The sequence below is a fragment of the Pantoea sp. E956-1 genome (genome assembly GCF_982223955.1).
The window spans coordinates 1-18,816 of record NZ_CEUYZP010000001.1 but is presented as its reverse complement, the minus strand read 5'-3'; the positions used below and the strand labels follow the sequence as shown (position 1 = coordinate 18,816).

16 protein-coding genes and 4 pseudogenes are annotated in these 18,816 nt (G+C 48.0%); all 20 read right to left on the bottom strand.

Annotated features, from left to right (window positions below; translation table 11 throughout):
* Window positions 1–155: 155 nt before the first annotated feature.
* Window positions 156–404: a hypothetical protein gene (locus tag AC0T7J_RS00100; protein ID WP_473791292.1), complete on the bottom strand. Its 249-nt coding sequence runs from the start codon at window positions 402–404 to the stop codon at window positions 156–158.
* A complete protein-coding gene (locus AC0T7J_RS00095) occupies window positions 401–568 on the bottom strand; it encodes a hypothetical protein (protein ID WP_161950107.1) in 168 nt (55 codons plus the stop codon). Before AC0T7J_RS00095 ends, AC0T7J_RS00100 begins: the two co-directional genes overlap by 4 nt.
* A gap of 156 nt (window positions 569–724) precedes the next feature.
* Window positions 725–952: a hypothetical protein gene (locus AC0T7J_RS00090; protein ID WP_473791290.1), complete on the bottom strand. Its 228-nt coding sequence runs from the start codon at window positions 950–952 to the stop codon at window positions 725–727.
* Between the two features lie 419 nt (window positions 953–1,371).
* Window positions 1,372–1,620 carry a hypothetical protein gene (locus AC0T7J_RS00085; protein ID WP_473791288.1) on the bottom strand — a complete coding sequence of 83 codons (249 nt, stop codon included), beginning with the start codon at window positions 1,618–1,620 and terminating at the stop codon, window positions 1,372–1,374.
* 36 nt (window positions 1,621–1,656) lie between these two features.
* Window positions 1,657–2,499 (bottom strand): annotated as a pseudogene (locus AC0T7J_RS00080) (RHS repeat-associated core domain-containing protein); the annotation flags it as partial.
* A gap of 129 nt (window positions 2,500–2,628) precedes the next feature.
* Complete coding sequence (locus tag AC0T7J_RS00075; RefSeq protein ID WP_192033599.1) at window positions 2,629–2,838, bottom strand: hypothetical protein; 210 nt, start codon at window positions 2,836–2,838, stop codon at window positions 2,629–2,631.
* A 363-nt stretch (window positions 2,839–3,201) separates the two neighbouring features.
* Entirely contained in the window at window positions 3,202–3,447 is a 246-nt protein-coding gene (locus AC0T7J_RS00070) for a hypothetical protein (protein WP_473791286.1), read from the bottom strand.
* Window positions 3,448–4,935 (bottom strand): annotated as a pseudogene (locus tag AC0T7J_RS00065) (RHS repeat domain-containing protein); the annotation flags it as partial.
* 155 nt (window positions 4,936–5,090) lie between these two features.
* Entirely contained in the window at window positions 5,091–5,318 is a 228-nt protein-coding gene (locus AC0T7J_RS00060) for a hypothetical protein (protein WP_473791284.1), read from the bottom strand.
* A pseudogene (locus AC0T7J_RS00055) lies at window positions 5,311–7,437 on the bottom strand (glycohydrolase toxin TNT-related protein); the annotation flags it as partial. The pseudogene AC0T7J_RS00055 and the gene AC0T7J_RS00060, both read right to left, overlap by 8 nt.
* A gap of 581 nt (window positions 7,438–8,018) precedes the next feature.
* Entirely contained in the window at window positions 8,019–8,225 is a 207-nt protein-coding gene (locus AC0T7J_RS00050; RefSeq protein ID WP_473791282.1) for a hypothetical protein, read from the bottom strand.
* Between the two features lie 5 nt (window positions 8,226–8,230).
* A pseudogene (locus AC0T7J_RS00045) lies at window positions 8,231–9,571 on the bottom strand (RHS repeat domain-containing protein); the annotation flags it as partial.
* A gap of 71 nt (window positions 9,572–9,642) precedes the next feature.
* Window positions 9,643–10,002, bottom strand: coding sequence for a hypothetical protein (locus AC0T7J_RS00040; protein ID WP_473791280.1), 360 nt, complete (start codon window positions 10,000–10,002; stop codon window positions 9,643–9,645).
* Window positions 9,999–14,453: an RHS repeat-associated core domain-containing protein gene (locus AC0T7J_RS00035; RefSeq protein ID WP_473791278.1), complete on the bottom strand. Its 4,455-nt coding sequence runs from the start codon at window positions 14,451–14,453 to the stop codon at window positions 9,999–10,001. Before AC0T7J_RS00035 ends, AC0T7J_RS00040 begins: the two co-directional genes overlap by 4 nt.
* 3 nt (window positions 14,454–14,456) lie before the next feature.
* Window positions 14,457–14,897, bottom strand: coding sequence for a DcrB-related protein (locus AC0T7J_RS00030; RefSeq protein ID WP_473791276.1), 441 nt, complete (start codon window positions 14,895–14,897; stop codon window positions 14,457–14,459).
* 17 nt (window positions 14,898–14,914) lie between these two features.
* Window positions 14,915–15,760, bottom strand: a complete 846-nt coding sequence (locus AC0T7J_RS00025; RefSeq protein WP_473791274.1) for a hypothetical protein — start codon at window positions 15,758–15,760, stop codon at window positions 14,915–14,917.
* A gap of 222 nt (window positions 15,761–15,982) precedes the next feature.
* Entirely contained in the window at window positions 15,983–16,699 is a 717-nt protein-coding gene (locus AC0T7J_RS00020) for a hypothetical protein (RefSeq protein WP_473791273.1), read from the bottom strand.
* Between the two features lie 137 nt (window positions 16,700–16,836).
* The gene (locus AC0T7J_RS00015) at window positions 16,837–16,983 is read right to left on the bottom strand and encodes a hypothetical protein (protein ID WP_473791271.1); all 147 of its coding nucleotides are present in this window, start codon (window positions 16,981–16,983) and stop codon (window positions 16,837–16,839) included.
* A 308-nt stretch (window positions 16,984–17,291) separates the two neighbouring features.
* Entirely contained in the window at window positions 17,292–17,654 is a 363-nt protein-coding gene (locus tag AC0T7J_RS00010; RefSeq protein ID WP_311967055.1) for a hypothetical protein, read from the bottom strand.
* The coding region (locus AC0T7J_RS00005; protein ID WP_473791269.1) for a glycoside hydrolase family 73 protein at window positions 17,651–18,816 on the bottom strand (1,166 nt) is incomplete at its 5' end. The genes AC0T7J_RS00005 and AC0T7J_RS00010, both read right to left, overlap by 4 nt.

Here is an 18,816-nt window from a genome sequence, read left to right as displayed (position 1 = left end):
TAAGACACTTTACTCAGCTATCCCCGACAGCTGTAGTAGCTGTTTATTCCATGTACTCTTAATACCTTTTCAAGCTTTTTGCCTTTCTAAAATTCATCATATCATCCACCTTAAAATCGATGCATAATTTAAATCAAATTGAATCAATTCAATTATCACTGCCAAACATTAAATAACTGCTTCCAGATTTCCATCTCCTCATCTGTAGGGAGACTATAATCACCCGTAACCTTACGATAATTCATGAAGCAAACATCTATAGCCCGTATTGAAACCGTTTTATTTTTACGACTTCCATCAATGATAACTTTCATCTCTTTGCGATACGCTTTATCTTTAATCATTTTTTGGAAGAATGTTTCAAGAAAATCTAAAACTTCATTGTAGGAAAATAAATCTATCATTCTCTCTCCGGTAAAATATCGACTTTATCGAAATTTATTATCCTATTATCAGCATAAATCTGTTGGATATTTCCAGCACCATAATCTGGGTGCGTCTTGCTAAATAATTCAAGAGGGGTTACGTCTTTATCGCCAAACACTCGTGGATGACGCACTTGTGGCACGTCGTTTCCTAAAGTTGTAACGTATCAAATTCCATTCTACGGCCAGCATCACTTCATGATTTATCTAAAGGACTAAAATAAATCACTCACCATTGCAATTTACTTATATTTTTTACAGAAGGAATGACACTTAAGCATTTTAAAAATTTTCAACAATCAAAACTGAGGCCGTCCCCGTCCTTCTCTGGATTGGGTAGCAATAATAACTTCATAAGCATCACTTTCACTTTTTTGAGCCTTCATTGCTTCATCAAAAGTTATTTTTGATTCTTTTTCAAACGTAGCCACGGTACCATCGTCATATCGAATATAGTAACCATCGTTTTTCTTTAATATATCGAAACCATAACCTGTAAAAATCAAATCACTTTTAGTAAATCTCATAGGAATACACTTAAACGTCGGTTAAAAAATTGCATCACTAAGAGGCACTTGATTAATAAAGTCTTCAATTACCCTGCCGGATTTTTTCTACCATATAAATAATGCTCATCAACTCATGCATTCCTCAAAATGTCATCATATATCCAGGAGGTGCGAGTAAGAAATTTCTTATTGGTCACATCCCTGAACTACCGAAATTCAATCCCAGCAAAGGCTCTAAAATTGACTCATCATCGAAACAATTTTGAGGATAACTGCCATTATGTTACTATTTTTCAGGTTTTATACATTACATTAATTATAACAACCTTACATCTTAGCGCATAGAAACTGTAGTTAACTTCGCCCACCAGCGCAAATATTCCAATAAGGGTGAAATGTAGGCTAAACTGGGCAAGAAATAATAGATTTATATCGAATTATTGCCAGCAATCTAAAAGATCTCTCCAAAGATTTTTTTCTTCTTCCATAGTGGCTACGTTATAGTCATTATATTTCTTTACATATTCTAAAAAAAGTATCTGCATGGGTCTGATAGTTACAGTTTTTTGTCTTCTAGACCCCTCGATCAACTCTCTCAACGCACGTAAATAAATCTCATCTTTAACCCTTAATGTAAAACATTCATTAAGATAGTCTAAAACTTCTTTATAAGAATCAAGGTTCATTTTTGCCCTCTGGAAGAATTTTAATCTCATCAAATATTACTTTTTTTTGTCAGCAATAAGTTGTTGAACCCCACCCTTTCCATATTCTGGGTAAGCTTCGGTAAATGGTTCAAGAGGAGCCCCCTCTTTATTACCAAACATTCTAGGAACTTTAGCCTGAGTTACACCATTTTCGTAAAGTTGTAAGGTATCAAACGTGCCTCTCAATCTGCCATCACTCCATGAAACATCTAAAGGGTTGTTCGGATCAAGACCTTTAATTTGGAAAGCATCACGAGTAGCGCTTCCACTTTCGAATTTTTTGAAACCAAAATAGGTAATTGGCGCAGATTTAGTGTTAAGGGTTGATTCTAAAAATCTGTCTGATGTCCCATCATCATTTAAATACCTCATGTACCGATAACCTGTTGAAGGCATTGTCGCACTTGGCCCTGCAGGCCCAACATAGAAATCCGGTTTATCCTTATTTCCACTACTACACCTACTCAACCCCCACGGATCCACCCACCCCAGCGCGTTCGGCGCATACTGGTAGAGGTTGATCCCGCCCGCCAGCCCTATCGGATCCTGCTGGGTAAACCGTCCGCTGTCCGGATCATAATAACGAAACATATTGTAGTGCAGTCCGGTTGATTCGGCCCCTGCGGTGCCTCACCCCCCTGGGGCCATCGCTGAAGCGATGTTCAAATTTGCTTAAGCAAATTTGTTCCGGTCAAGGTACTGGACCTGCATACGCAGGTTCTGCTCCACCACAGGAACACCCTGGCTGGACTCACGCAGCAGCTTGCCCCACGGGCTGTTGATACCTTCCCAGGCTTTTTGCCCTTCACCGTCAGTCAGCAGCTCCGGCATCCCGTTGGCCGCATTATGGAACCAGTAAATCTCCGGGCTTTCAACCCCATCAATACGCGTCACTGGCAGCTTGCATCTATGGCAAATAAAACATTTTATAAAAATATTTTACTGCCTTTGAAATCAATAAAATTAAAAATAAAACTCATCAAACTACTATGAATGGTTTGTTTTATCTCTAACTTGAGTGCATATTATTACTTCATAAGCATCTTGCTCGCTTAATTTTGCCTTATTAAACTCTTCTACGCTTATCTCACATTTAACATCTTTATTAGTAACACCACCAGCATCATAGTTGATATGATATTTGCCATTTTCTTGAGTAAGAAACATACCATAGGCGCTAAAAATAGCCTTTTCCATTATACAATCCTTACTTTAAATTTTATTGATAACCTCTTTATTCAATAGTGATGAATCTATGACTGCTTCAGCACCTCATCTTGGTTTATACCTATCGGGCACCCGAAAAATCGTTTAACCCAAATCATTGCCAGATGGCATACGTAATCTTGTTGAGTTTAGTATGGCGACTCTGATTGGTAGACTCCCTAATTTAATTTACCCATCCTCACATATTAAATATACGCTTTACAAAGGTTTTTTAAATAATTTTATCAAGTGCATGGTTTTTGTTTCCCTGCACAAAAAATCATAAAAAAGCTTTTACTCAAGAAGAATATAGTTACCTCCGGGACACTCTATAATAAATTTACAAACTCACTCTTACTGCCAGTGATCCAGTAATTCTATCCACATTTCTTTTTCACCAGGAATAACTCTAACAACATCTCTATTTTCTTTTATGTATTGCATATACTTTTGATATATAGCCCTAATTGTTACAGTCTTTTCAGAGCGAGAACCTTCAATTAGGTATATTAATTCTTCAAGATAATTGGGTGATTCAACCCTGGTTTTGAAAAATTCTTTCAGATAGTCAAGCACTTCATTGTATGAATGGTAATTCATTTATTCCTCCGGCAAAATATCAATATCATCAAAGCTTTCCTCTCGTTTTTCAGCATACATTTGTTGTACGCCACCTTTTCCGTACTCAGGATAAGCATTTGTAAACTGTTCTAACGGCGCGCCTATTGCGTCCCCGAACATCCTCGGATGCCGTACTTGAGGAGTGCCATTTTCATATAACTGCAACGTATCAAACCTTCCTCTAATTCTTGCATCACTCCATGAAACATCCCCAGGTAAAGTTGGATCAACTTTCTCCGGTCCTTTTATCTGAAAAGCATCACGAGCTGTTTTACCGGTTTCAAATTTTTCGAATCCAAAATATGTAACTGGAGCTTTTTTATTTTCAAGGAGACCAGGAACCCACTTATCTACAATTCCATCGTCCTTCAAGTATCGGACATACCGATAAGCTGTGGATGGCATTGTCGCACTTGGCCCTGCTGGCCCAACATAGAAATCCGGTTTATCCTTATTTCCACTACTACACCTACTCAACCCCCACGGATCCACCCACCCCAGCGCGTTCGGCGCATACTGGTAGAGGTTGATCCCGCCCGCCAGCCCTATCGGATCCTGCTGGGTAAACCGTCCGCTGTCCGGATCATAATAACGAAACATATTGTAGTGCAGTCCGGTTGATTCGGCCCCTGCGGTGCCTCACCCCCCTGGGGCCATCGCTGAAGCGATGTTCAAATTTGCTTATGCAAATTTGTCCCGGTCCAGGTACTGGCCCTGCATACGCAGGTTCTGCTCCACCACAGGAACACGCTGGCTCGACTCGCGCAGCAGCTTGCCCCACGGGCTGTTGATACCTTCCCAGGCTTTTTGCCCTTCACCGTCAGTCAGCAGCTCCGGCATTCCGTTGGCCGCATTATGGAACCAGTAAATCTCCGGGCTTTCAACACCATCAATACGGGCCAGCGGCTTATAGCTCTGGGCGTCGCTGTAAACGTAGGTCAGCGGGATCCCGTCGTGGATTTCCTGCAGCAGGCGGTAGCCTTCCCATACAAAGCGCGTCGTGACGGCATTGCCCGACGGTCTTCCCTGTAACAGCGGCTGGCTGGTTTTACTGATGCGGCGCCCAAGCGGATCGTAGCGGAAACTCACTTTAGTACGCGGCCTATTACGGTCACGTGGCTCGCTGATGACGTCCGTCAGGCGATGCTCCCCATCATAGCGATAACGCCAGCGGGTGTGACCGTCATCTTTCTCAGTGGTACGGCCATGAATATCCTACTGCCAGCGGATACCGTTCAGTCCGGTGACGCGGTTATGCATGACATGAGCGGCACTATGGCGATCCAGCGGGTTGCCTGCGCCATCCCAGCGCCACTGTTCATTACCCGGCTGCGCACCGTCCTGAGACAACAGCCGGCCGGCGTTATCGTAGTTCCATAATGTCTGGCTGAACGGATTATCGTCGCGCTCTTCACGGATCAGGTTGTTGCCGTAATCGAAGTTGCACCGGCGGGACCAGACGCGCGGCGTATATAGGATAAGAGACGCACGCTTAGCATAAGAACTTAGACCTTAGACCTTAAACAACGAAAAGGGGAATAATACCCGCCTACCAACTTCACTCTGCCTAAAATTAAAGCCAACAGATTCATCGTGAGAATCTTCCGGCTTTACATTCTTATTTAACATCCCAGCATGTGTTTCAATCTCGCCAAAAATGCTTTGCATGCAGATTCTTCATCGGCGTAGCATCTTTCGTCAGTACGATGACCTCTTTCACTATAAAATATCTTCCAAAGCAACCCTTCATAGATTAAACATAATGATTCATTAGATATATCATCAATTGAATAGCTATCCGCTGGAATATTCATAGATGATAACGTTTTGATTAATAACTTTTTATCCACATTTCCTCCCTGTTTTAACTTCTTTTAAATGTCCGGAATCAATTAGAGACTGCACTGACTCTGGTAAAAGATATTGTGTACCTAAGCCAATCTCACCAAACCAAGGCGCTATTTTACTTTCGAGCACTCTGGGAATGGGTTTCATAACTTCATATACCGTGTATGGTTTGGTTTCAGTTCCAGGAGCCAGTGCTCGCATAGAATAAGGGGTACCAACCGGAGATGTATACTTACCGCCGGGGTAGCCATAACGATCAATTAATTGTCCTGGATTCAAAATGCTTACTTTTACAGGTCCTAATGCACCATCATTAGGGGGCCAAAATGTTACCAGCTCATTTGTCAGCCCCCACGGGTCCACCCAACCCAGTGCATTCGGCGCATACTGGTAAAGGTTGATCCCGCCCGCCAGCCCTATCGGGTCCTGCTGGGTAAACCGTCCGCTGTCCGGATCATAATAACGAAACAGATTGTAGTGCAGTCCGGTTGATTCGGCCCCTGCGGTGCCTCACCCCCCTGGGGCCATCGCTGAAGCGATGTTCAAATTTGCTTATGCAAATTTGTTCCGGTCCAGGTACTGGCCCTGCATACGCAGGTTCTGCTCCACCACAGGAACACGCTGGCTCGACTCGCGCAGCAGCTTGCCCCACGGGCTGTTGATACCTTCCCAGGCTTTTTGCCCTTCACCGTCAGTCAGCAGCTCCGGCATCCCGTTGGCCGCATTATGGAACCAGTAAATCTCCGGGCTTTCAACCCCATCAATACGGGCCAGCGGTTCATAGCTCTGGCTGTCGCTGTAAACGTAGGTCAGCGGGATCCCGTCGTGGATTTCCTGCAGCAGGCGGTAGCCTTCCCACACAAAGCGCGTCGTGACGGCATTGCCAGACGGCCTGCCCTGCAACAGCTGCTGGCTGGTTTTACTGATGCGGCGTCCCAGCGGATCGTAGCGGAAACTCACCTTTGTACGCGGCTTGTTACGGTCCCGTGGCTCGCTGATCACATCCGTCAGGCGATGCTCCCCATCATAGCGATATCGCCAGCGGGTATGCCCGTCATCTTTCTCAGTGGTACGGCCATGAATGTCATATTGCCAGCGGATACCGTTCAGTTCAGTGACGCGGTTATGCATGACATGAGCGGCACTATGGCGATCCAGCGGGTTGCCTGCGCCATCCCAGCGCCACTGTTCATTACCCGGCTGCGCACCGTCCTGAGACAACAGCCGCCCGGCGTTATCGTAGTTCCATAATGTCTGGCTGAACGGATTATCGTCGCGCTCTTCACGGATCAGGTTGTTGCCATAATCGAAGTCGCGCCGGCGGGACCAGACGCGCGGTGCAGGTCGCTGTGAGTCACCCCTGAACACGTCACGGCGGCGCAGTCTGCCTAAGCGGTCATACTCACTGCGCATGGTCAGGCCGCCCTGTGTCCGGCTCAGTTCCCGGTGCAGCGTGTCGCGAGTAAACTCGGTGACCGGCAGGTTGTCTAACGCGATGCTCAGCAGATGGCCGCTACCATAATAAAGCTGCTTCAGGTTGCGACCATCGGGCAGCGTCAGGGCAGTGCAGTTGCCCAGCGCGTCATACTCCCACGCCAGTTCGCCCTGCTCCCCCTGCTCAGCAACGATGCGGCCCAGCACATCATACTTAAAGGTAATCTCCTGCTCGGCCTGCTGGCTCCACTCGGTGTCAGACAGCGGCAGATGCTGCGACACTTTGCCCAGTTGCCCCCCACCGCTGTAGTGATAGCGCGTCTGGCCTTCCGGCGTGATCCGCGCCAGCAGTTGCCCCGCACGGCTCCAGTGATAGCGATGGATAATGGACTGAGGATGTCCGGCGGCAAAGGTGCGTGATACCCTACGGCCCGCCGCATCATAGTCATATCGCGTGGCAACGCCATCCAGCCCGACCTGGGCCAGCAACAGAGAATCTGCGCCCCACTCGAAGTGATACTGCTCACCGTTCTCGTTTTGCAGCGCCGTCAACCGGCCACGGCTGTCCCAGCTTCGCTGAACCGTCTCACCCTGTGCATTACGGTTGGCGATCAATCGCCCGACATTGTCGTAACGGAATTCACTGCGCTTACCATCAGCCGATTCATAGGACAGCGGCAGTCCGTTTTACTCGTGTACCGGAAGCGGAGCTTTTATTGCAGTTCGAGCCTATAGTCCAGTTGCCCGAAGAAGAGCTGAACGTGGTTCGGAAAGTGCTTGAGAGCTTGATTATCAAGTACCAGATCAGTCGCTGAGATTCAGCACGGCAGGCAGAAAATAAGAGAGAACAACAATGTTTAACACGAGTCGGAAGGATTGAAGCATCGTCAGTCCGCTTACCACAAGCAACTTAGCAGGAATTGATCATAGCTGAACACGATTCTATTGCAGTCGGGAAAATGCCATAAGCGGAGTACCTCTGTATTGTGGGTTAACGTCATAAAAAAGTGACCGCTGAACCCCGCAGCTTAACATTACGGGTAATTAGCTGGCAGAAGTGGAATTTGCGGAAAAATCGGCGTCAGTCTCAAGATGCTGAGCGGCTGTATGGTGCTGATTCCCGACAGCCGCGAGGAAACAAGGCTACGCTATGAGCAGGCACGGCGAGTGACAGAACAGACCCGAAAGCAGGCGCTGGCGCGGCTGCCTCAAGTCAGCGGTTAAAATAATAAAGCCAGAAGGACCATCGAAATACCTTCAGCATATTATCAGCAAAAGTGAAAATAAATATCGCTGATTAATTCACCATCATGCTCTTCGACAGTAAGTTTTTTTACTATATTAAAATCTGCCAAAATGCCTTTAACAGGCACATCCTCCCTTGAAATAAGCTCATAAAAAGGTTCTCTTTCACCTTCTGGCACATACTTATCTATTAAATAGACAAGTTTTTCTCTTAACTCTTTCTCTGTCATAGGATTTACTCTGGGATAATATCGACTTTGTCGAAGAGTACTGAGTAACCTTTCTCAGTCGGCAATAATTGCAGTGCACCACCTCTACCATATTGTGGATATGCACTTGTGAAAAGCTCATATCCCGGTCCCTTGTCGCCATTGGCCAGCGGAACTTTAACCTGTGGAACACCATTCTTGTAAAGCTGTAAAGTATCAAATTCTCCTAATAATCGGGCATCGCTCCACGATTCAGGATTACCTTTTTCATAGAAGATTTGATAAGCATCCCTAGCCTCACTGCCAGTTTTATATTTTGTATAACCAAAATAACTTAATGGAGCTGACTTACTTTCCATAGTTTGCTTAGCAAACTTAGTGTTCATATAACGATAAGCAGTAGAAGGCATGGTCGCACTTGGTCCATCTGGGCCCACATAAAAATCAGGTTTACACCTACTTAACCCCCACGGATCCACCCACCCCAGCGCGTTCGGTGCATACTGGTAAAGGTTGATCCCGCCTGCCAGCCCTATCGGATCCTGCTGGGTAAACCGTCCGCTGTCCGGATTATAATAACGAAACAGATTGTAGTGCAGTCCGGTTTCCCGGTCCAGGTACTGGCCCTGCATACGCAGGTTCTGCTCCACCACAGGAACACGCTGGCTCGACTCGCGCAGCAGCTTGCCCCACGGGCTGTTGATACCTTCCCAGGCTTTTTGCCCTTCACCGTCAGTCAGCAGCTCCGGCATCCCGTTGGCCGCATTATGGAACCAGTAAATCTCCGGGCTTTCAACCCCATCAATACGGGCCAGCGGTTCATAGCTCTGGCTGTCGCTGTAAACGTAGGTCAGCGGAGTGCCGTCGTGGATTTCCTGCAGCAGGCGGTAGCCTTCCCAGACGAAGCGCGTCGTGACGGCGTTGCCAGACGGTCTTCCCTGCAACAGCTGCTGGCTGGTTTTACTGATGCGGCGTCCCAGCGGATCGTAGCGGAAACTCACCTTTGTACGCGGCTTGTTACGGTCCCGTGGCTCGCTGATCACATCCGTCAGGCGATGCTCCCCATCATAGCGATATCGCCAGCGGGTGTGGCCGTCATCTTTCTCAGTGGTACGGCCATGAATATCGTACTGCCAGCGGATACCGTTCAGTCCGGTGACGCGGTTATGCATGACATGAGCGGCACTATGGCGATCCAGCGGGTTGCCTGCGCTATCCCAGCGCCACTGTTCATTACCCGGCTGCGCACCGTCCTGTGACAACAGCCGGCCGGCGTTATCGTAGTTCCATAATGTCTGGCTGAACGGATTATCGTCACGCTCTTCACGGATCAGGTTGTTGCCGTAATCGAAGTTAGATCGGCAAGAATCACGTATAGTCTCTAAAGAATCAATGCAATTAACTAAAAGGTTCTTTAGTTAAAATGAAAATAAAGAAATTAATCTTTTAGAAAAAGACCAATCAAATGAGAAGAATATCTAGAAGGTTGAATTTCCGAAAATGTAAAAAACACTACTACCTTATGATTTTCAAAATCACATTCCGTCTCAAAAAAGCTGATAGCTTCTCCATCATAATGATAACGACCCGAACCTTTAACTTTCTCCTTTACTCCTTTTATTTTTTTTGAGTAAGTTTTCTTAAAATCTAACTCTTCTGAATTAAAACTTCTTGAACCATATACCGAAAAAACTATTTTTCCAGAACAGCATGGGCATTTAAAAAAGTTCTTTTTATGGATAAAGTCATTTTCAATACCATCATGTAACAAAACTTTATTTTGAATGAAATTTTTCATAACTTTCTCAAGACTCCATCTTTAATAAGATCTTCAATATAATCAGCTGTTTCGTATTGTTTGTTCATTCCTGGTTTCCCAAACCAAGGAATTGCCGGACCTGAATCAACTTCATAAGGTTTTAATACCTCATAGGTGGATAGTGGCTTTGTTAAAGTATAATCTGGAAGCGCCCTTCCCTCAAACGAAGCTCCGGCCGGAGAAAGAAATGTTCCAGGATCTCTGAAAACACCATCTTCAATCCATCCACCATAACGATCTACGTATTCTCCGGGTTGAAGGGTTTCTTTCACTGAAGTAACAAAACCGCGGTTAGGAGGCCAAGCACCTTCACCCATAAATTGTTCTAACGCTGCCCAGTCTTGTTTTTTCCATAAAGCATATGCTTTGGATGCTTGTTTCCTTGAAGTGAATTGTTTTTTATTCGACTTTTTCTGGAAATCATTCCATTCGTTTTGACACCTACTCAACCCCCACGGATCCACCCACCCCAGCGCATTCGGTGCATACTGGTAAAGGTTGATCCCGCCCGCCAGCCCTATCGGGTCCTGCTGGGTAAACCGTCCGCTGTCCGGATCATAATAACGAAACAGATTGTAGTGCAGTCCGGTTTCCCGGTCCAGGTACTGGCCCTGCATACGCAGGTTCTGCTCCACCAGAGGAACACGCTGGCTGGATTCACGCAGCAGCTTGCCCCACGGGCTGTTAATTCCTTCCCAGGCTTTTTGCCCTTCAGCGTCAGTCAGCAGTTCCGGCATTCCGTTGGCCGCATTATGGAACCAGTAAATCTCCGGGCTTTCAACACCATCAATACGGGCCAGCGGCTCATAGCTCTGGCTGTCGCTGTAAACGTAAGTCAGCGGGATCCCGTCGTGGATTTCCTGCAGCAGGCGGTAGCCTTCCCACACAAAGCGCGTCGTGACGGCGTTGCCAGATGGCCTTCCCTGTAACAGCTGCTGGCTGGTTTTACTGATGCGGCGCCCAAGCGGATCGTAGCGGAAACTCACCTTAGTGCGCGGCTTATTGCGGTCACGGGGCTCGCTGATCACATCCGTCAGGCGATTCTCACCATCATAGTGATAACGCCAGCGGGTGTGACCGTCATCTTTCTCAGTGGTACGGCCATGAATGTCATATTGCCAGCAAATACCGTTCAGTTCAGTGACGCGGTTATGCATGACATGCGCGGTAGTATGGCGATCCAGCGGGTTGCCTGCGCCATCCCAGCGCCACTGCTCATTACCCGGCTGTGCACCATCCTGAGACAACAGCCGCCCGGCGTTATCGTAGTTCCATAATGTCTGGCTGAACGGATTATCGTCGCGCTCTTCACGGATCAGGTTGTTGCCGTAATCGAAGTCGCGCCGGCGGGACCAGACGCGCGGTGCAGGTCGCTGCGCGTCTCCCTTAAACACGTCACGGCTGCGCAGTCTGCCTAAGCGATCATACTCACTGCGCATGGTCAGGCCGCCCTGCGTCCGGCTCAGCTCCCGATGCAGTGTGTCACGGGTAAATTCCGTGACCGGCAGGTTGTCTAATGCGATGCTCAGCAGATGGCCGCTACCATAATAAAGCTGCTTCAGGTTGCGACCATCGGGCAGCGTCAGGGCAGTGCAGTTGCCCAGCGCGTCATACTCCCACGCCAGTTCGCCCTGCTCCCCCTGCTCAGCAACGATGCGGCCCAGCACATCATACTTAAAGGTAATCTCCTGCTCGGCCTGCTGGCTCCACTCGGTGTCAGACAGCGGCAGATGCTGCGACACTTTGCCCAGTTGCCCCCCACCGCTGTAGTGATAGCGCGTCTGGCCTTCCGGCGTGATCCGCGCCAGCAGTTGCCCCGCACGGCTCCAGTGATAGCGATGGATAATGGACTGAGGATGTCCGGCGGCAAAGGTGCGTGATACCGTGCGGCCCGCCGCATCATAGCCATATCGTGTGGCAACGCCATCCAGCCCGACCTGGGCCAGCAACAGAGAATCTGCGCCCCACTCGAACTGATACTGCTCGCCGTTCTCGTTTTGCAGCGCCGTCAACCGGCCACGGCTGTCCCAGCGTCGCTGAACCGTCTCGCCCTGTGCATTACGGTTGGCGATCAATCGCCCGACATTGTCGTAACGGAATTCACTGCGCTTGCCATCAGCCGATTCATAGGCCAGCGGCAGTCCGTTTTCACTCCAGTGCAACCGCTCTTCCCATCCTTCTGCGCGTTCCAGCTGAAGAGGACGGCCTGCTGCATCATAGTGATAACGGGTTTCTTCACCATCCGGCGCGATGACACAACTGAGCCAGCCCAGGGGATGATAACGGTAGCGCGTGGTCAGCCCTGAACAGTCGGTTTCACGGATAACCTGGCCGGCATCATTAAACTCACGGCGGTAGCTGTTACCTGCTGCGTCAGTCTCCTCGACAACCAGTCCGAACTCATCCCGCTTATACAGCGTGCTTTGCCCGAGCGCATCAACAACGCGTTCAAGGCCGTGATGGGGATCGTAATAGTATTTCGTTGTGGAACCGTCTGCTCCGGCAACAACCGTGGGCAGCGAACGGTGTGACAGCCATTGCACCGCCTGCACACCACCGTCAGCATCCTTCTCTTCAACACGGTTGCCCAGATCGTCATAGGTGAAGCTCACCGCGTAGCCCAGCGGATCGATGCGACGCGTCAGGAGTTCGTTTTCATCCCACTCATAACGCCATTTCTCGCCGCGCTCGTCGATAAAACAGGTGATGAGGCCCGCGGCATTCCAGTGGTGTTCGCGCTGCTGACCGTCATAGGTCGACACGCGCGTGATGCCCGCCTCAAGATCGTAATGCATGTGGCAGCCATCACCGCTGTTGGTGCGGTTCTCAACCACGCGCCAGTGATCCAGCTTCTGCCAGCGATATTCACTCTCCAGCCCGCCCGGCAGCTGATGCCAGACCATTAACCCGTCATCGTTGTAACGGAAGCGTCGTGAAACAACGCCTGCGGCATCAGTAACGCTGGCAAGCTGGCCCCGCTCATTGTAGGTCCAGCGCGTGAGAGGCCAGTGCTGATCGCCATCAAAGTGGCTGGCTGATGTCGGACGCCGCGCGTGCTGTTTGTCGTCGTAGTGCAGCGTAACGTCAATCGCCAGCGGCGCGTCATGGATACGCACCAGGCGGGCCTGTTCATCCCAGCCCATCTCCAGCGCATTACCGTACTCATCGCTCAGTGAAGCCAGGCGCAGCACCTGCGGATCAGCGGCCGTGCACCTGTAAAGACGCCATACCGCACCGTCGTCATCGGCAATAGCGATATCGCCAGACGCGTTGCGGCGCACCATCAGCCCTTCGCTGATGCTGTAGAGCACCTCTTTGTCACCGGGAACGTCAAAGCTCAGCTCGCGCCCGTTGTCATCAAACCAGGTCGCCCGATTCCCTTCCAGCGTCAGGGAGCTGTCAAACACCGTGGCCCAGCCCTGACCAAACAGGCCAGTGCGCTGGGTCAGGCTGTTATAGCTGCGCTGAAAACTGAGCGGGAAACGTCCGGGAAGGGAAAAATCGCGCTCGGCATCATCATTAAGGACTTTGACGCCGGTCGCCGCGTGTACCGGAAACAGCGACGAGAAGGCCGCATTGATAGCCATGTCCGCCGCCATACCGCCCACGGCACCGGCCAGCGCGCAGGGCATATTTTTCAGGATCTGACTGGGGCGACCACGGATGAGGGAAAGGCCGATCATCATCACGGCCAGGCCTGGCACCTTGCCGCTTTTGATCTCTCTGACCGTGACGGTTTCACCACCAATGATGACATTAGGGGAAACATCGTCGCTCACGGTGGCGTCACAGGTGGTTTTATCCTTTGCGCGCACTGCAGGCTGGCCATTGATAAAGACGCTTTTCGATCCCTGAGCCAGATATTGCGGTGCACTGTGTTTTTCACAGGCCACTTTGTCCTGCTCCAGCGGAGAGGTGCCCGCATCGGCGGAGGCTACCGTGGGTTGCCACATTGCACTGCCAAACTGGCCGACCGCAGAGAGCAACATGCCGCCGTAGTCAGCGAAGCTCTGCGGCGATTGTGGTTCCGGTGGCGGTGTCTCGCCGGGCGTGAGCATCCCGGCCGCGCGTGCGGCTAAAAGACCATTAACGTAGACATTCTCTGATCCACTGGCGATTACTCCGGCAGGTGACGGCGGGAATATCATGTTTCCCAGCCCATCGGCCGCTTTGCTGATCTCTTGTGACAGACCAACGGCATTGGCCAGTACACCACCCAGAATACCGCTGAGCAGGCAACTGTTACCCACGGCTGCTACACTCGCCGCTGCCGCCCCTGTACCCAGCAGGGGCGCTGCCGAGACGATAGCAGCACCCACTGCGGCACCAATGACGGCATAGGCCGCACCTTCAGCCACAATGCTTGTGATATCAGCGAAAATGCTGGAGTGAATGATCTCGTCGCCCACGCGGGCAGCAGGGTTATCCATAGGTTATGCTTTCCGTGGATTGTTCAGACTCAGGCTTTGTTTAAATGCACTCCAGCGCTGTCCATCCTCTTCATTGAATGGACGCATGGCTGAGAGCGTAAAAATCATTAAGATGTTCGAGTCAGGCACCTGTGTAGCCAGCTGTTTCTGCCACACTGCCTGCCCGTTACGGTCAAATACGGTTTCAACTTCAACCGCGTGTAATGTGTTATCCACACCTGCCATCAAACGTACAAATTCAGTCTGCTGGATATGGCCCATCTGACTCCGCAATGTGTCCCACTGACGCTGAAACTCTTTTTCCGCATTACTGCCCTCAGAAATAACGCCACGGCTCACAACCCATGCCAGCCCACTGGCTTCATCGCGGAGAATATTCATGGTGGTGTCCTGCCAGGCAGCAGGAAAAAGCGCAAAGGCGCCCTCATTGAACTGATAATTCATATTGGGTGTCCGTTTTATTAATTGTTTGTGGCGGGTGGAATCAGGCTATGGTATTCGCCATCAACGTTATCGGCATTAGTGAGTATCTGTGTATTATCACGCGCAACTTTAATGTCGAAAAGTCGATGCGTAATATCAGGATCGCCACCGCAACTGGCGTCGTGATTATCTTCACGGACCGTAATGACAAAGAAACTTTTATCACTGCTGTCGTCGAGATCGTACCGCAGGCATTTCTCATCGAGGGTGGTCAGGCGCCAGGTATGAATTGCTTCGGTTGCAGCGCTGATAGCCTGATAAGCGCTGATTTCGCTTTGCTCTGCACCCATGTCTGTTTTCAACATGATGCAGCTGACTTTTCCCTGGTCAATCTGGAACATCAACTGTTTCCCGCTCGACTGGTAGACAAGCCAGTGCTGATTATCACTGTTATCTTCTTTTCCGGGTCCATAGGCTTGCTGAACCTGTTCCAGGCTATCGCCTACCTTTATATTTCGTGACGTCGGCACATTGGCATTTTCCAGTAGGATCTCAGCCAGAACCGTGTGGCTGGCATCTCCCACCGCCGCCGCGCTGAACAACTCAAAGCCGTCATAGCTATGCTGGAAGTAGTTGTACTGCTGGTTATTGATAGCCACTTCTCCGGCCAGAACTGAACTCAGAGCCTTACCAGCCCGTGTGAAGCTTTCATTGCTCCATGTGTCTCCGGGAGTGAAAGCATAGTCGTTTAGCAGAACGGAAAAATCGCCCTCGTTAAGGGCAGGAACGGTCAATTCCGTGCTGGATTCGGCCCTGGCAATGCAGGATAAAACCATGAGAACAGACACAAATATAATGCTGGCGAAATAACGGTTTACAATCATTGTGTTTTTATCGGGGGTTGACCATAGAAAACAAGAGGGGTATTTAATCACTAAGAGCAACGTAATTAAAATATTTTAAATTAAAGAAATTACTCACACTTCAATATTATGTGGGGTGGAGAGTACATATCACCACCCGAATAAAACCCATAAGATTATTATAATGTCATTCTTATTACTAGAAATACAGTAAAGATCTCACTTGAGTCATAATAAAAATGATCATTCCCACTTGCCACCTTGCTTAACAAGCGTTTTATTACCCTGTACCACCTTCAATTCAAGCGGATTAAAGCTCACAACATAATCCACACCGCTATTATTGAAAAGCATCCCTTCAGCTTTATTTGAGTTTACAGGCTGCGTAGTTTTACCTTCAAGAATAATTTGTTTTCCATCTTTATTTCTGAGGCCTATGTATTTAACCTTATCACACACAGTATAAAAATCCCCACAGCTATTCAATAAAGTAATCGTGAAATCAGATGTAGACAAAACCTTCATATCTGATTTTAAATCCCTTTCACTAACATCTTTGTCAAGATTATAAGTTTTTGGCGCATAAAACTCCCCATTCTCAGGGTCTTTGATTAATTTCCATAAAGCTTTATTATCTTTAAGTTCTAAATTCGCTTTACCCTTCACTCCGCCAAATGAAGAATCAAATTCAATTAAAGCATTTTTACCATTTGCAGTACCTTTGAGATTGCTGTCATTATCATCAGGGCAATCTATTTTGTTTCCGCCTCTTGTCACATAACAATAACTACCCGTTATGTTATTATTATTCTGTTTTAATTTTAATGTTAGAGTAGAATATAATGATCCATTATCATTTTTCTCTTGCCCACTCCACTGACCAGTAAAATTATCAGAAGCAAACAAGGATAATGAAGAGATTGACAACAAAACCGCTAAGCTAAATCCAACTTTATTCATTTGATTAACCTTTAAAATCCAGACAATCATTAACCCTATTAATCCAGCCGTTAAGATTAGGTTGGTTTAGAACTACAGCGCCTGGTTGATTGGGTTGTCATCAAACTTTATAGAGATAGCATGGGTGTCGATGGATATCATTCCAATAAATAGCTATCAATATCACGCTGCTTATTTTTGCCAGAACAGGCTCGCAGTTTAGATTTCAAATCATCATTTTTATTCTGGCAGTACTTATAACTGATTTCACTGAAATTCATATCGCCAATAAATTTTTCATTCATGTACGCGCCCGCTTGCTTCTAAGCTTCATCGCTCCATATATCACTTAGTGAAAAGGATATTTATTTTCAAAATACAAAAAGATGCTTTTAGTTTAACACCAGAAATTCCGCCACTACACCATGAGAATAAATGGATAAAATAACAAGACTAAATTATAATTATTAAAACATGACATTTTTATGTCAATATCCATTGATTTAATCATTAGAAAAATCAAGGGTGACACTACAAAACAATAATGCAATGTCACCACAAACCTCATGTACCCGGCAATGACGCTAACCATCACTTCTTCAAAATAAAGTAATTATTTTTTCGCATCATAATCTGGTGCTATACCAGTGTGTGTTTCTACTAACCTGTCTTTTTTAACCCACCCATCAACCTGGTTTCCATCATTAGTTACATACATCACACTATAATATTTCCCGTATTCAACGTAAGCATATAATTGATTGCCGGGGACAACAAAAACTTCTTTTTCTAAACATTTTTCATTTGGGGCAGAATAAAAATACAACCTACCCTCGCCGCCGACTTTGTATACATTATCTGTATTGTCGAAACTCACGCCTTTAATGTTCGCCCCACTACTTAAATTCTTGCAGAAATCATTGGCGGAGGCCACTAGTGGTAATGAAAGCACTAATGCACATAAAAGTTTAATCATAGTAATCCTCTCCCTTTCATCACGGAAATCAAACTGTTGGCATAGTTAGGATCGGTTGCATACCCTTTAGCCTGTAAACCTTTAGCCCATTCTACCGGGTCAGATGAGTTGAACAAACTACTATACCTCTGATTTTTCATCAAAAACTGGGAGTGCTGCTCAATGCTCTCGTCAATTGAATCATAACTGGCAAATTTATCCAGTACTGCAACACGTTTTCCGTTGATATTCTCATGTGTCCAGTCTTCCACATAATTCGGTGAGCCATGTGCCTTGACCCCAAAAATGTTGTTACTCACCTTGTCAGTTTTGATATCAGTGGGCATTTTTTTGCCCCAGTTAGATTCTAGAATTGCCTGAGCCGTGGTGATTTTAGCCGGAACGCCGGTTTTCTTTTCATCTTCCTGAGCAGCAGCATACACTTTATCGAAGAATGCTTGTTTTTCGGGAGGTAAAGGACGTACTTTTCGAACCTGGTTATTGGCTAACGGTGCAGCCGCCCCTTTCGCCGGTGCCGCCGCAGCTTTTGGCGCAGCCGGAGCCGCCTGTCCTTTCTGCTTCGGCGGGAACAGATTCTCTACGGCCTGGCTGATGTTTTGTTTATGACTGGAGCCCGGTGCGCTTGTGCCCGGCTTCGCGCCATCCGTGTTCAGGTTCAGTTTGCCGCCAGAGGTGGTGATATGACCATCACCCTGCACAAAAATATTGAAGCCCTTGCCCACAATATTGATCTGGCCATTCGCATTCAGTTCGATAGCACTCTCTCCGCATTCAAGGCGAAGTTTAGTCCCCGAACCCACTACATAGGTATCGACCACCGCATCGAGTTTGCCTTTACCGGTCAGCCGCTCTTCGCCCCCTTTTACACCGTGGACACGGTTGGTTTCGACACGGTAGAGCTCATTGCCGCCTGCGTAATGGCTGTGATTGTTGGCGACTGAATGGCTGGCGTCATTTTTAACATGCGTATCCATGTTCTTCTGCGCCTGAATCCACAGATGTTCCTCCCCCGATTTATCCTCAAACCTTAACGCGTTCGCGGTGTCCGCCGTGCCATCCTTCGACCGGCTCAGAAAGCCCATCTGCGTCGCCGCTGCCGGCAGCGCCCACGGCGGCATGCTTGCCTCGTTGTAAACCCGGCCGATGATCAGCGGACGATCCG

Excerpts from the sequence above, each read along its gene's own strand:
- AC0T7J_RS00090 (WP_473791290.1), bottom strand. The coding sequence starts at position 952 with ATGAGATTTACTAAAAGTGATTTGATTTTTACAGGTTATGGTTTCGAT.
- AC0T7J_RS00015 (WP_473791271.1), bottom strand. The coding sequence starts at position 16,983 with ATGAATGAAAAATTTATTGGCGATATGAATTTCAGTGAAATCAGTTAT.
- AC0T7J_RS00070 (WP_473791286.1), bottom strand. The coding sequence starts at position 3,447 with ATGAATTACCATTCATACAATGAAGTGCTTGACTATCTGAAAGAATTT.
- AC0T7J_RS00025 (WP_473791274.1), bottom strand. The coding sequence starts at position 15,760 with ATGATTGTAAACCGTTATTTCGCCAGCATTATATTTGTGTCTGTTCTC.
- AC0T7J_RS00100 (WP_473791292.1), bottom strand. The coding sequence starts at position 404 with ATGATAGATTTATTTTCCTACAATGAAGTTTTAGATTTTCTTGAAACA.
- AC0T7J_RS00040 (WP_473791280.1), bottom strand. The coding sequence starts at position 10,002 with ATGAAAAATTTCATTCAAAATAAAGTTTTGTTACATGATGGTATTGAA.
- AC0T7J_RS00085 (WP_473791288.1), bottom strand. The coding sequence starts at position 1,620 with ATGAACCTTGATTCTTATAAAGAAGTTTTAGACTATCTTAATGAATGT.
- AC0T7J_RS00030 (WP_473791276.1), bottom strand. The coding sequence starts at position 14,897 with ATGAATTATCAGTTCAATGAGGGCGCCTTTGCGCTTTTTCCTGCTGCC.
- AC0T7J_RS00035 (WP_473791278.1), bottom strand. The coding sequence starts at position 14,453 with ATGGATAACCCTGCTGCCCGCGTGGGCGACGAGATCATTCACTCCAGC.
- AC0T7J_RS00020 (WP_473791273.1), bottom strand. The coding sequence starts at position 16,699 with ATGAATAAAGTTGGATTTAGCTTAGCGGTTTTGTTGTCAATCTCTTCA.
- AC0T7J_RS00075 (WP_192033599.1), bottom strand. The coding sequence starts at position 2,838 with ATGGAAAAGGCTATTTTTAGCGCCTATGGTATGTTTCTTACTCAAGAA.
- AC0T7J_RS00050 (WP_473791282.1), bottom strand. The coding sequence starts at position 8,225 with ATGACAGAGAAAGAGTTAAGAGAAAAACTTGTCTATTTAATAGATAAG.
- AC0T7J_RS00010 (WP_311967055.1), bottom strand. The coding sequence starts at position 17,654 with ATGATTAAACTTTTATGTGCATTAGTGCTTTCATTACCACTAGTGGCC.